The sequence below is a fragment of the Paludisphaera borealis genome, assembly GCF_001956985.1.
Lineage (GTDB): Bacteria > Planctomycetota > Planctomycetia > Isosphaerales > Isosphaeraceae > Paludisphaera > Paludisphaera borealis.
Genome location: NZ_CP019082.1, coordinates 2,450,197 through 2,463,140 on the forward strand (window position 1 = coordinate 2,450,197; position 12,944 = coordinate 2,463,140).

The window sequence follows — 12,944 nt, forward strand, 5'->3', positions numbered from 1 at the left end:
TGACTAGGCCCCGCGAGCGGGCGCGTCGGCTTATATCAGCACAGGCCAGGCTAGGGCGCGGCCCGCATCGCGGCGAGCGGGGGCAAGGGCGGCGAGGCGATCGGGGCTGGCGGGATCGGCTCGGTTGCGGACTCGCCCAGCGGCGGCGGCGAACCAAGGGAGACGAACAGCCGGACCTCCGCCTTGTTGTAATCCATGACCGCCCGGATACGGTCGACTCGCGCTTGATTCAGCAACTCCAAGCTGTTGACGACTTCGATGGGTCGGCCGACCGTGTTCTTGATCCGCACCAGGTCTTCGCGGAATCCGATCACGGCGCTGTTGAGCTGACGGGTGGTCAGAGCGACCTGCCGGCGGGAGGCCGACACCCCGGCGTAGGCCGACGCGACCTCCGTTCGGATCTCCGCGATCGCGCGCGACCTCTCGCCGACGGCCTGGCCCACCTCGGCCTGGCGGCGCTTGACGAGCGAGAGGTTGCCGGCGCCGAGGTTGCGAAGCGTCCAGAAGAGTTGCACGTCGAAATCGGTTCGACCGCCGAAATTCGAGAGTTGGGGCGGAGCCACGTTGCTGCCGCCGCCGAACGCCCCTCCGCTGAAGCCGAGCCAGAGCGTCGGGAGAAACGGACGGTACCATTCCTGCTTGCGCCGGACTTCCGCCGCCGCGACCGCGGCCCCCCTGGCCCCGACCTCGGGGCGTCCCGCGAGCGCCGCCTGGATCAGGTCCGTCAGCGGAGCGACGGGGTCGACGATCGTGGCCAGCTCGACTTTCGGCGCGACCGGTCGAACCCGCACGGACTGGTCGAGGTGAAGTCGCTGAGACAGGTGGGCCGCGGCGACCGCCACCTGCTCCTCGGCCTGCCGGATTTCGTCCACGATCAGGCTGAGCTCGGTCGCCGCGCGCTCGGCGTCCGCTTCTCGGCCCTGTTGGGCTTGAGCATAGGCGCGGGTGAGCCTTGCGACCTCCGCCGCTTGCTCGGCCGTCTCATACCGAACACCGAGGTCGGCCTCGGCGGCCAAGAGCTCGAAGTACAGTTCCGCCACCTCGAGGAGGATGTTGTTCGCCGTGGCCGACGCGCCGAATCGCGCCGCCTCAACCTGCTGCCGCGCGGCCAGCGGCTCGAAGATCGCGTCGGTCAATTCACTGAAGATGCTCACGGCGGGGACCTCCGGCGCGCTCGCCGCTATCACGCCGGCGCCGCCGCCGAAGTAAAGCGAGTTCTCGTCGAGGCTCAGAATCCGGCCCGCCGAGCGCTGGAGGTTGCCCGTATGACCGTGGTAGTTCATCCCCAGATTCAGCGAGGGCAGCAGCAAGACCATGGCCTTCTGCCGTATCGCCAGAGCCTCGCCGATCCGTTGTCGGGCTTCCGCGATCATCGGGTTTTCGATCTCAGCAAGCCGGAGCGCGGTCGTCAGATCGATGGGGTATTCTCGTTCCGCGGCCGGGATCGCGTGGATCGGATCGCCCGTCGCAAGCCTGGACGGCATTTCGGCCGCGGTCAGGACGAGTCCGACGTCCCCGACCCGCGGCTCCTCCGCGTCGGGCGTCCGAGGCCTCGACCGCCCTCGGCGCTTCGGCAGGTCGGATTTCACCTCGTCGCGCGAGGACTCCGGCGGAGATTCACGGTGAGGCGCCTGGGAACCTTGCCAGCGCAGTTCGGTCGTCGACGTACACCCAGAGAGTATCGACGACATTAACAATGCCAGATACGAGAGTACGACAGGTATTCGGAGCCTGGGGTCCGCGCTCCAATAATCCGCGGATGTCGTCATCATCGCCCCCTCCAAACATTGGCTTCCACGTCTTCTCATTCCTCCTTGTTCCTTGCGTCGGTCGACTCAGGACGAGCGAGCCGGCGGCGACGAAGGCGCGATCGGGGTAAGCACTCGTGCGCCCGGATCGCGAGGCGGGACGGATTCGGCCGGGTTGTTGTTGGCGGGTTGATCGGGAGACGCCGTCGTCGGCTCGGGGGACGGCGTGACGCCGGTGGTCGGCACGGGATGGGCCAACGCATCGGCCGGCGGCTGACCGAGCGCCACGTAAAGCTCGAACTGGGCGCGGTCGTAATCCACAATCGCATCGAGATATGCGTACCGGGCGCGAGCAAGCAGCCGCAGGCTGTCGACCGTCTCGATCGCCGGGGCCACCGAGTTTTCGATCCGAATCAGGTCTTCCTGGAAGCCGCGCGTGCCGCTGCGCACGGCTCTCTCGGAGGTCCCGATCCGGGCGTACCGAGCGTGCGTCTTGGCGTATGCTTCCGCGACTTCGGCCCGAACCTGGTCGAGAACCGCGATCTCTTGAAAATTGGTCACGCCCAGGCGGGCCTTGCCCAGATTGATCTGGGCGAGATTTCCGACGCCGAGATTCTGGAGCGTCCAGTACGCCATGACGTCGAAGTCGGAACGGCCGCCGAACGCCCCGAAGACCGGACGAACAAGATTGCTGCCGCCGCCGAACCCGCCTCCGCTGTACCCGATCAGGATCGTGGGCGAGAACGGCAAGAGCTTCGCCCCCTCAAGGGCCAGGAAGGCTTCGCGAATCGCCGCTTGACGCTCCTTCAACTCCGGTCGCTGGAGCAGTCCCAGGGCGATCAGCTCGCGCACCGAGGTCGGGTCGGGAACCACCGGATGGGGAACGACGAACGCGTCGGTCGGGTGGAGGCGGATCGACGGGTCGAGGTTCAGGACGTAGCAGAGTCGCGCCGACGACGTCAGGATGGCCTCCTCGGCCGCCTGGATATCGTATTCGCGCGACTCCAGTTCGGTCTGGGCTCGCTGGGCGTCGGCCTGCCGGCCCTGCCCCTCGTTGGCGTAAGAGGCGGTTAGCTCGGCGACCCGCTTCGCCTCGCCTCGAACTTGCAGCGACACGGCGCGCCGGCCTTCGGCCCGCAGCAATTCCGAGTACGCCAAGGTCGTCTGGAGGAAAGTCTGGTTCCTGATCGCGAGGGTCGCGAACTGGCGCTGGGCCACGACCTGGCGCGAGGCCAGGTACCCAAACACGCCGGCGGCCACGTTCCCCTCGAGCAATACCCCGGGCACGGCGACCGTGCCGGCGGCCACGGCGCCCGAACCGGCCCCGAGATAAAGCGCCGACCGGTTGACCGGGAGGATGTTGCCGTTCGACTGTTGCAACGGGCCCGAGTGAGAGTCGTAGTTCATGCCCAGGTTGATCGAAGGCAGGATCTGGGCGGCCGCGAGTTGCCTTAACGCCGCGGCCTCGACCACGCGCTGCCTGGCGATCATCAACTGGGGGTTTTGCACGCCGGCCAACCGAAGCGCGGTATTCAGATCGATCGGGCGGACGTTCGGGTCGAGGAGCGTCGCAGGAGACGGCGGCGTGGTAATCCGCGAATTCGAGTCGTCCGCCTGCCCTCGGTCGTTCGTCTCCAGCGGAAGCGGCTTCAGGTCGCTTCCAGCCGTCGAGTCCGTTGCCGCCGCCGGTCGGTCAGCGAATGGCGATTGGGATTGGGCGGCCGCCGAACCGCCGCCGAGCGAGCTTGCGGCGGTGAATACTCCAGCGACGACCAATCGCATGATCCTGCCCATGATTCCCCGCTTTCCCTTGGGGTCCAACGTGCCTGGAACTGGGATTGCACCGGTTTCATCGACTATAGGAAGAGTTCCTCTTGAATCGGAGCTGCGGGCGGCGTCGCGTTCGATCAAACTCTGCCGGCGGCGAACGGGATCCAGAAAATCGGAAAGGCGCGAATGAGCTGATGCCCGAATGGGTCGAGTATGAGGAAGTCGTTGTTGTTCAGCCCCTCTTCGTTCGTCGTCTGGATCGAGAAGAAGCCGTTGGCGTCGGTGGCGTGGGCGGGTCCCGTAAAGCTGTACGTCTGGGTCCCGCCGGGTAGTCGCGACGTGTGATTGTCTTCGATGATCAGGCTGCCGGGAGTCGTCCGGCCGATGATCGTGACGACCTTGTGAAGCGTCGACGCGCCCGACGTCGTCGTCGCCGCGTAGTGCGCCTGGTCGGCGGGCGCCAGATGCATGGATACGGAAAGCGGGATGTTCCGGGTCAGGGGGGCCAGGTTGTGCAGCAGCGCCTTGGCGTCGTACAGGTTGATGACGCCGTTTTGATTGAAATCGGCCGATGCAACGTACTTCGATCCCCCCGCCGAGGACATGTACGTCGGTGCGAACGCCTGGAGGTCGGCGAAGTTCACCTCGCCGTCGCCGTTCACGTCGCCCACAAGCGTCGTCTGAGACCAGTATAAACCCGTCGTCCCCGCGGCACCGGCCACGGACGTCGTCAGGTCTCCGGACTGGTTCGTCTTGGTGAACGCGACGGACGTGGGATTCGCCCCCGACCGCGCGACTCGTCCCTGCTTGAGGGGCAGCTTCCTCCCCTGATCGGCTGAGGCCGCCACGATTCGCGGCTTCAGGCTGCTGTCGCCTTCGGGTTCGACGAACAGCCCGAACAGCGTGGCTCGCTTGTGAGGCGTGATGTTCCGACCAGCGACGGCCACCGACGTTCGGCTGACCTGATGTGGGCTCGCGACCGTCCCGAGGTTCACACCAATCACGTTGGCGGGCGGCGAAGCGCTCAGCGCAAGGCGAGGCTCCAGCCCCTCTAACGACGGGTGGATACCACGGGAATTCGACCTGGCCATCAGTTCCCCCCCTTGCTCACGCACGAAATCCACGTCCCTGGAATAAGTCTTGTTTCGGCCATCACCGGGCAGGCACTCGATACTCGTCTCAGATCAAGAAGAGGGACGCGCCAGCGAAGCAATATGAAGAGAAATCAATCTCGATTATCATGAATCATGAAGCCGAGCCCTTCACCTCAGTCCGGGTGGCGGGCGGTGCCGCTTGAACCATGGATCGCAGGTGCCTCTCAGGAATCAGATGCTGGGGCCTTTTCAGGGGGAGTGGTCGGATGCCCGTCATTCCATCGCGTTTTGAATATCTGACGGTGAAAGTCGTGGACGGCGTGGCCGTCATCGGCTTCCTCGAATCGGCGTCGATGATCGAGGGAGATCGCGTCGACAAGCTGGCCAAGGAGCTTTTCGACCTGATCGATGAGAAGAAGTTCACCAAGATCCTCTTGAACCTGTACAACACGGGGTACATGTCGAGCGCCATGCTGGCGCAGCTCATCCGGCTCAACCGTAAGATGCAATCGGTTCGCGGCAAGGTGAGGCTCTGCGCCCTCCGACCGCCTATCGTCGACGCCTTCAAGGTCAGCCAGTTCGACAAGCTGTTCGAGATCTTCCCCGACGAACCCTCGGCCCTCAAGAAGTTCTGAGAGCCGCCGCTTCGGCCCACGCGATTGGCTTCGTTCGCGCCGAAAACCGCCCTCCTCAACTCGGCCGCCATCTCGTCGATGCCCCCGTTCCCCGTCGATTGGCTTCGTTCGCGCCGAAAACCGCCCTCCCCAACTCGGCCGACGACCCGCCGCGTCGATCTCCCCGTTCCTCGTCGATTGGCTTCGTTCGCGCCGGCACGGCTTCCGATTTCGTGTTCTAACTCGTGATTTGGTAAGACTTTCTTCACGATTCAAAAAATTGGCTTCGTCTGCGTGCTTTTCGTCTCCGAACCTCTCTTCGCTCCATGGAAACGGTGCCCTGCGGGGGCGGGCGAGGCTCGTCTGGCGCGCCGCAGGCAACGCCCGGCGAATTGGGTTCGCTCGCTCACTTTTCCCGATCCTCGCCACCCCGCTCGCCGCTCATCGCGCCGGCCCATGACGTGCGTCTGGCGCATCCCGATGAATGCGGCGAATCGCCATGATCCTTCCAACCGAATTTCCAAAGATTCGTGCAACGGATGAGCAGAGTGCTCCATCTTGAGTGTGGATCACGCCGACCGCTTAAGAAAAGAACTCCAGCCTCTCGGCGAAGAATTCCGGGCGGCTTGTGCCGGGTGTATGGTGCCGAGAGGGCCCGTTCCACTAGGGGTTAACGACCCGGTACTTTGCCGCGAGCGAGTGCAAGACGCCGACACGAACCATCATGACGTCGTCGGGACTCCCTGCCTCATAAAGATGAGGGCTCCAAATGCAAGCTCGACGCGCAAGCGAGGGAGGAAGGGCTTTGGGTTGCTGGCGCCGGACGCGACGAGGTTCGCGCGCCCTTCTCTCGCTTGCGCTTCGGGCTTGTTTTTCGGGGAAATCCAATGCGAACCCGGGCCGCCCACCCATCTTCATGAGGCCGGGGCGCCGATGGTTTGGATTCCGATCGGAGACTTCCAGAAACGTGCCGGGTCGCCAGTTCGTGGGATGGGCGCCGACAGCCGAACCGACGTGCGGGGAGCAGCGCGTCAGGGGCGCTGACCTCGGAGGGGAATGAGGGCGCGGAGGCGGGGTTCGCGCAGGTAGAGCCCGCTCCAGAGGATCGCGCCGAAGAGTACCGGGAAAACCATCGGGAAGACCGGCCCACCCATGCGGACGTGGGTCCAGACCGCGCCGCCGAGATAGCCGGTCAGCACGATGGCCCCGAGGATCGAGGTCTGCGGGACCGCGTAGAGCAGCGTGGCCAGGATCAAGACGATCCCGAGACCGGGGATCACCGATTCGGGGATTTCGAGCGGGGCGCATGCTTCCATGACCGGCGCGATCTTCAGCACCTTCCCCACGCCGTCGAACAGCAGGAACAGAACGCCGAGGCCGGACAGGCCTCGGCCGATCCAGAGGGCGTTTTTCGACGGAAGACTTGCGGGAATCACGCCTTGCATGAAGGTCGCCCTATTGTCGGAGGAATTCACCCAACCGCAACGTCTCAGGCCGATTTGAGGCGTTGGGGGACCGCACGGCCGACGTTCGCGGCTTGCGCGCCGTCGGCGGCGGCTTCCTCGTGGTACTCGGCGTCGGTGTTGACCTTCCAGGTGTCGTACTGGCCGAGCCCCAGGATGTTCCGCGCGGCGAGGAGGGCGGTCATCATCGAGTGATCCTGGTTGTTGTACTTGTGCATGCCGTTGCGGCCCGCGAGTTCGAGGTTGTCGAGCCGGCTCAGCCAGCCGCGAATCACGTCGAGGTGCTGGCGGTATTCGTCGTCGTAGACCGGATACGCCTTGGGCATCCGCACGACGCAGCCGTCGACGACGTCGGAGGCCGAGACCAGGCCGATCGCGTCGATCTCGCGACGTCCCAGGGCGATCAAGTCGGCGTCCGACATGGTCCAGAGGTCGTCGCCCTCGAAGCAGAAGTATTCGAGGCCCAGGCTCGTCTTGGACTGGTCCGGGACGAGGTCGGGCGACCAGTTCTTGAAGTTCTGAATCCGGCCCACGCGGACGTCGGGCTCGTGAATGTAAATCCAGGTGTCGGGAAAGGTTTCGGGCCGATCGACGATCAAGACGACCGACAGGAAATCGCGGTACTTGAGCGACTCGGCCGCCTCGATCACCTCGGCCGGCGCCGGCGGGTCCATCGACCGGATCAGGTCGCGGACCGGCAGCGTCGAGAGGAACTGCTTGCCCGTGTAGCGGTAAATCCGACCGGCCTGGTCGCGCGAGACGACGGCGGTCACGCTCGAACCGTCGTGCTCGATCTTGACCACTCGGCGGTCGAGCTGCACCGCTCCACCGAACTCCCGGATGCGGTCGCGGGCCGCTTCCCACATCTGCCCCGGCCCCAGCCGAGGATACTGGAACTCGTCGATCAGCGTCTTGATCACCTCACCACGACGCTTGCCCGCGTTGCCGAACAGGCCGCTCCAGACCGCCTTGGTCAGACTCAGCCCCTTGATTCGCTGGGCCGCCCAGTCCGCCGAGATGGAACTGGTCGACATCCCCCAAACCTTTTCCGTGTAGCACTTGAAGAAGGTCTCGAAGAGGGTCCGCCCGAAGCGGTTGACGACCCAGTCCTCGAAGCTCTTTTCAGGCTGAATCGGCTTGATTCTTGCGCGCATGTAGCTGAGCAAGATCCGGGCCGCGCGCCAGGGGCCCAGCTTGCGGAGGGCGTCGACCGGCTTGAGGGGATAATGGAAGAATTTGCGGTCGTAGTAAATGCGGCTCAACCGCGAGCGCGTGACGAACTGATCGCCGAGGATCTCACGCCAGAGGTCGTTGATCTCCTGGCTCTTGGAGAAGAACCGATGCCCGCCGATGTCGAACCGGAACCCCTTGTACTCGTCGGTCCGGCTGATGCCGCCGACGAGCCGGGAATCGGCCTCAAGGACGACGCAGGATCGACCATGCTTGGCGAGTTCATAAGCGCCGGTCAGACCGGCGGGGCCGCCGCCGGCGATCACCGTCTCGTAGGCTGCGACCACCGCTTCCGCGTCGGGCTGCTCGACGCGCGTCCAGCGGTGGGGGACGACGCCGGCGCGCGACGTTGGCGAATATGGCGACTCCTTGCCCATGAGCGGCTCCTCGTCCTCATCCTGAGGGAGAATTCCAGATCGGTCCGGCTTGAGAAACGCGTCGAATGGCGCACTATAATTCTATCGGCGGCCGAGAGGCGGAGTTTTGGCATAAATTCCGCGACCGGTCAACGCCGATCAAACTCCTTCAACGGGTGTCGGCGGTGTCCCGAATCTTCCGATCACCCGTAGTAGCTAGAGCCGCGGTTCGCGAGTTTAGCGGAGGGAGAGGTCCGGGAGCTGGCCAGGAAGGCCTCCTCGCCGTGCGGCTCTTGCTCTGTGACGTCGAGAAGTCTCCCGTCGTAGGCTTCATGACCACCCAGGAAGGTTCCAAGATGACCGCTGAACAGTTCGAGTCGGTGCTCCAAGAAATCCGCCGCAAACAGGGAACCTCGACGCCGCTGGTGCAAGTCACCACGGCCGCCGCGACCGTCCGCGGGCGGGTGACCCAGCCGGACGTCGACCGGTCGTTGCATCGCCGCAACCCGGCCTCGCCTTTCGGCGTCGTCGCCCTGGAGCAGCCGGGCCTCGTGCCCGGTCCCCTGTCCCTCGTTCAGATCGCCGACATCCCCGACGGCGGCGTCCGCGACGTCGCTCCCCGCCACGCCGGGAACGTCAACCTGGCCGCCTCGGCCAACTGACGACGTCGATCCAGCTCACACAAAAAAAGAAACGGCCCTTCACGGGCCGTTTCTTTTTTAGGCGAGCAAAAGTCTTATCGGGACAAACTCCTAACAACCACCCGCGCCTCGTCGTCCGGCCCCAGGACGAGGCCGTACCGCCTCGCTCGCGAACGCGCTCCGGTCGGGCGAGCCAGCCGGACCTGACCAAAAAGCGTGGCGAGCAGAGTCTTCATCTCGTACAGGGAGAATGGCATCCCGAGGCAGACTCGATTGCCGCCGCCGAACGGGAACCACTCGTGCGGCCCGAACTTCCGCTCCAGGAACCGCTCCGAGCGGAACTGATCCGGTTCGGGGTAGAGCTCGTCGCGCCGGTGGACCAGGTACGAGCACGGGCAGAGGACCACCCCGGCCGGGTACTCCCGCCCGCCCGCGACGAACGGTCGAACCGTCTTCCGAACGACGAACGGCACCACCGGGCTGATCCGCAGACTCTCGCGGATCGCCGCGTCGAGGTACTCAAGCGCCGGCAAGTGCTCGGCCTCGGGTGGGCCGCCGCCGGTGACCCGCGTCAATTCGTCGGCCAGGCGATCGACGACCTCCGGGCGCGGCACAATATCGATTAGCGCCCAGGCGAGCGCCAGGGCGGTCGTTTCGTGGCCCGCGATCAGGATCGTGATCAGCGCGTCCCGGACCTCCCGATCATCGAGCGGCGAGCCGTCCTCGTGCGTCGCCGCGAGCAGGTCGTCGAGCACGTTTTCGCCACCCGTCGGGCCCTCGCCGCGCCGCCTCGCCGCGATGACCGCGGACAGGTCGTCATCGAGGTCGCTCAACTGCCGGAACAGCGGGACCCATCGCGAACCGCTCAGCCGGTTGATCGGGACGATCGTCATGAGCACCAGCGCGTACCGCTGCCGCCCGTTGGACAGGAACGCCTCCATCTTGCGCTCGAAGCGGTCCATCTCCGGGCCGGGGGCCAGGCCCATGGCGGTGCGGAGGATGACCCGGAGCGTGATCCGCCGCATCATCGGCAGGGCGGGAAACGGCGAGTCGAGCGGACACGCCCGCGCGGCGTCAAACGTCTCGCTCCGCATCGCGTCGAAGAAGGCCCGCATCCGCTCGCCCTTCAGGGGCGGGACCAACACGCGGCGCTGCCGGGCGTGCGGGGCCCCGTCGAGCACCAGCACCGAGTTCCGCCCGACGGTCGCGGTGAGCATCGCGTTGGCTTCGCCCGAGTGGAGCGTCTCCGGGTCGGCGCGGAAGACCTCGCGGACGGCCTCCGGGTTGGAAAGCATCACGAACCGGCCGTAGCCGGCGATGTCGAGCGTGAAGGCGTCGCCGTACCGGTGGTGGCACTCGTCGAGCAGCCCGAGCGGGTCGCCCGCGAAGCGAACGAGCTGCCACCAGGCCGGGGACCTGGGTCCGGGAGGAAGCTGAGGCGTCGACTGCGCAGGCCTTTGGGACATCGGGCGAGCTCCAGTCCGTCATCGCGGATGGGTTGCATATCTTGGAATCAGTCTGACATGCAACTCTGGAGCGGGACAGTCCCAAGTGAAATCAGCACCTCTCGCTTCCCTTGATCTGGAAGCGAGTCAGGGACGCCAGTCGAGTACGGACGGGCTGACGTCGAGGCGGACGGCGAGTTTGGCGAAGATCTCGCGCAGCGACGGATCGAGGGTGCCGTCGTCGGACAGTCTGATGAACGCGTCGAGGAACTGGTTCTGGACCTGCCAGAGGTCGGGCTTCATCCCCAGCAGGGCGGCGGCGTCGAGCAGGAGTTCGACCCGGGTGGCGACCATGCCGAGGTTCGAGCCGTCCTGGATTCCCCGCAGCGTGCGCTGCAAGCCCTCGGCGACGGCCTTGCCCAGGGCCTCGCGTTCGGGAGTGTAGCCCCAGCTTCGTCCTCGGTCGCAGAGGTGCTCGACGGGCGCGAGGCTGTGCTCCTCGCCGGTTTCGAGCCAATCGATCTGCTCGCGCAGATGGTGGTCGAGATAGGTCGAGGCCGCCGCGCGGAGCGGCTTGGGGATCGGATACCGCAGCCTTCCCAGCCGATTGAGAACCTCTTCGTCCTCGTTGGCGAGATGCTCGAACGCGCGGCGATAGTCTTCGAAGCGGTCGCTGAGCACGATCCCGATGATCCGCCGCTGCTCGTCCCGGAACAGGTCGTCGAGCTGGTGCGTGGCGCCCGGGAACTCCTGGTCCAGAAGCCTCATCAGCTCGGCCAGCGAGCCCGATCGATAGATCGGCAGCAACCGCGACTGGAACTCCAGAAAGTCCTCGGCGCTCAGGCTCGAACTCAGCACCGTGTGGAAGTCGAGCCCTCCGAAATGGACGACGACGAAGTTGCTCTCGGCTTCGTTCCAGGTCCGTCGCGACCGGGCGCGGAGCCGGCCCACGGCCAGGTGCCCGACGCCCCGGGTCCGGATCTGCTGATCCAGGGTCTGCACGTCGTAGGCCGAGGCGTCGTCGCGCCGGCCGTCGTCGCCGGACTGGTAGATCAGGCTGATGGCGTGATGGGCCAGCACGCGGTCGAGGTCCACGACCGACGGCCGGATGCACTGCTCCCAGACGCCCCGGCCGTCGCCGTACTGCGGCAAGTTGCTGGGCGCGGCCTCGAGCGCCGTGACGAACGCCTCTTCGAGATCGCGGTCGAACTGCCGCGCCATCGAGATCGCCCGCGCCGCGTACTGGAGACACTGGGTCGTCTCAAGGCCGCTCAGCTCGTCGAAGAACCAGCCGCACGACGTGTACATCAGCATGGCGTCGAGCTGAATCTCCAGCAGCCGAAGCGCGTCGGTCGTCTGCTGATCGTCGAGATCGGGATGCCCGAACTCGTTCAGAAACGCCTGAATCGCCTCCTCGGAATAGCGACTGAGGATCACGCGGATGTAGCCGTCGCGCGCCGCCCAGGGGTCGCGGAAGCAGACGCGGCCCCGGGTGCTGAACAGGTGGTCGAGCTGCTCCTTGAGTCCGTCGAGTGCCGACCGCAACGGACCTCGCCATTTTTGCTGCCAGTCGCCCCGCGTCTTGCAGCCGCAGTCGGACCGCCAGCGTTCGACGCCGTGGACGCAGCTCCACGAGCTGTTCTCGTGGATCTCGACCTCCCACCGCGGCGGATGCAGTTCGAGGAACTCGCCGTAATTGGTGAGCTTGACGTTCGGATCTTTCGACAGCCGTTCGAGCACGTACGCCAGCGCCATGTCGCCGTGCGCGTGGTGATGGCCGTACGATTCGCCGTCGGTGGCGATGTGCATGAGTTGGGGATGGTCGCGATGACCGTCGAACCCGCCGAACAGACGGCCCAGGAACCGCTCGCCGCGATCCAGCAGCCGCTCGAACGCGACCTGCTGCGAGATGATCCCGTCGTAGAAGAACAACGCGATCGAACGGCCCGAGGGGAGCCGGCAGAGGTACGCCTGCGACGGATCGATTCCGCCGCCGTTCTCGATCCAGGTCTTCTCGCCGATCCTCCGCCACCGCTTCGCCTGCCGGGGCGCGAGGATCGTGAACTTGATCCCAGCGTCGGCCAGAGCTTCGAGCGAGGCGACGTCGACGGCCGTCTCGGCCAGCCACATCCCCTCGGGCTCGCGGCCGAACCGATGACGGAAATCGGCGACTCCCCACAGCACCTGCGTCCGCTTGTCGACGGCGCTCGCCAGCGGCATGATCATGTGATTGTACGCCTGGGCGATCGCGTTGCCGTGGCCCCCCCGCCGCTCGCGGCTGAGGCGATCGGCCTCGACGATCTTCCGCAGCACGTCGGGCTCGGCGTCGGCCATCCACTGGAGCAGCGTCGGCCCGAAATTGAAGCTCATCCACGCGTAATTGTTGAGGATGTTGGTGATCCGCCCCCGGTCGTCGAGCAACCGCGCCCGGGTGTTGGGGGCGTAGCTCTCGTGGGTGACGCGCTCGTTCCAGTCGTGGAACGGCGCGGCGGAGTCCTGAACCTCGACGACGCCCAGCCACGGGTTCTCGCGTGGCGGCTGATAAAAATGTCCATGAATACAGATGTAGCGAGGATGCGGCAT

At 65.7% G+C, this 12,944-nt stretch carries 9 protein-coding genes; 2 read left to right on the top strand and 7 right to left on the bottom strand.

All coding sequences use genetic code 11. The features are described from left to right. Window positions 1-50: 50 nt before the first annotated feature. From BSF38_RS09455 to BSF38_RS09465, 3 genes are all read right to left on the bottom strand, one after another. Window positions 51-1,484, bottom strand: coding sequence for a TolC family protein (locus BSF38_RS09455; RefSeq protein WP_237170819.1), 1,434 nt, complete (start codon window positions 1,482-1,484; stop codon window positions 51-53). 351 nt (window positions 1,485-1,835) lie between these two features. Continuing rightward, window positions 1,836-3,542: a TolC family protein gene (locus BSF38_RS09460; protein WP_083713833.1), complete on the bottom strand. Its 1,707-nt coding sequence runs from the start codon at window positions 3,540-3,542 to the stop codon at window positions 1,836-1,838. 113 nt (window positions 3,543-3,655) lie between these two features. Beyond that, window positions 3,656-4,465 carry a dockerin type I domain-containing protein gene (locus BSF38_RS09465; RefSeq protein ID WP_145952039.1) on the bottom strand — a complete coding sequence of 270 codons (810 nt, stop codon included), beginning with the start codon at window positions 4,463-4,465 and terminating at the stop codon, window positions 3,656-3,658. Window positions 4,466-4,878: 413 nt separating this feature from the next. On the opposite strand from BSF38_RS09465, the gene BSF38_RS09470 reads away from it, so the two are divergent. Next, a complete protein-coding gene (locus tag BSF38_RS09470) occupies window positions 4,879-5,247 on the top strand; it encodes an STAS domain-containing protein (RefSeq protein WP_076345054.1) in 369 nt (122 codons plus the stop codon). Window positions 5,248-6,257: 1,010 nt separating this feature from the next. On the opposite strand, the gene BSF38_RS09475 is transcribed toward BSF38_RS09470, so the two are convergent. Continuing rightward, window positions 6,258-6,671, bottom strand: coding sequence for a DoxX family protein (locus BSF38_RS09475; protein WP_076345056.1), 414 nt, complete (start codon window positions 6,669-6,671; stop codon window positions 6,258-6,260). A gap of 44 nt (window positions 6,672-6,715) precedes the next feature. Next, a complete protein-coding gene (locus BSF38_RS09480) occupies window positions 6,716-8,296 on the bottom strand; it encodes an NAD(P)/FAD-dependent oxidoreductase (RefSeq protein ID WP_083712831.1) in 1,581 nt (526 codons plus the stop codon). A gap of 335 nt (window positions 8,297-8,631) precedes the next feature. Between BSF38_RS09480 and BSF38_RS09485 the strand changes: the two genes are divergently transcribed. Next, entirely contained in the window at window positions 8,632-8,937 is a 306-nt protein-coding gene (locus BSF38_RS09485) for a hypothetical protein (protein WP_076350721.1), read from the top strand. A gap of 74 nt (window positions 8,938-9,011) precedes the next feature. Here the strand turns inward: BSF38_RS09485 and BSF38_RS09490 are convergent, their stop codons facing one another. After that, window positions 9,012-10,382 carry a cytochrome P450 gene (locus BSF38_RS09490; protein WP_076345058.1) on the bottom strand — a complete coding sequence of 457 codons (1,371 nt, stop codon included), beginning with the start codon at window positions 10,380-10,382 and terminating at the stop codon, window positions 9,012-9,014. A gap of 126 nt (window positions 10,383-10,508) precedes the next feature. Continuing rightward, window positions 10,509-12,944, bottom strand: coding sequence for a DUF3536 domain-containing protein (locus BSF38_RS09495; RefSeq protein WP_076345060.1), 2,436 nt, complete (start codon window positions 12,942-12,944; stop codon window positions 10,509-10,511).

Bases quoted from the DNA above. Each gene is read 5' to 3' on its own strand.
- BSF38_RS09485 (WP_076350721.1), top strand. From the start codon at position 8,632: ATGACCGCTGAACAGTTCGAGTCGGTGCTCCAAGAAATCCGCCGCAAA.
- BSF38_RS09455 (WP_237170819.1), bottom strand. From the start codon at position 1,484: ATGCCGTCCAGGCTTGCGACGGGCGATCCGATCCACGCGATCCCGGCC.
- BSF38_RS09490 (WP_076345058.1), bottom strand. From the start codon at position 10,382: ATGTCCCAAAGGCCTGCGCAGTCGACGCCTCAGCTTCCTCCCGGACCC.
- BSF38_RS09475 (WP_076345056.1), bottom strand. From the start codon at position 6,671: ATGCAAGGCGTGATTCCCGCAAGTCTTCCGTCGAAAAACGCCCTCTGG.
- BSF38_RS09480 (WP_083712831.1), bottom strand. From the start codon at position 8,296: ATGGGCAAGGAGTCGCCATATTCGCCAACGTCGCGCGCCGGCGTCGTC.
- BSF38_RS09470 (WP_076345054.1), top strand. From the start codon at position 4,879: ATGCCCGTCATTCCATCGCGTTTTGAATATCTGACGGTGAAAGTCGTG.
- BSF38_RS09460 (WP_083713833.1), bottom strand. From the start codon at position 3,542: ATGGGCAGGATCATGCGATTGGTCGTCGCTGGAGTATTCACCGCCGCA.
- BSF38_RS09495 (WP_076345060.1), bottom strand. From the start codon at position 12,944: ATGCCGCATCCTCGCTACATCTGTATTCATGGACATTTTTATCAGCCG.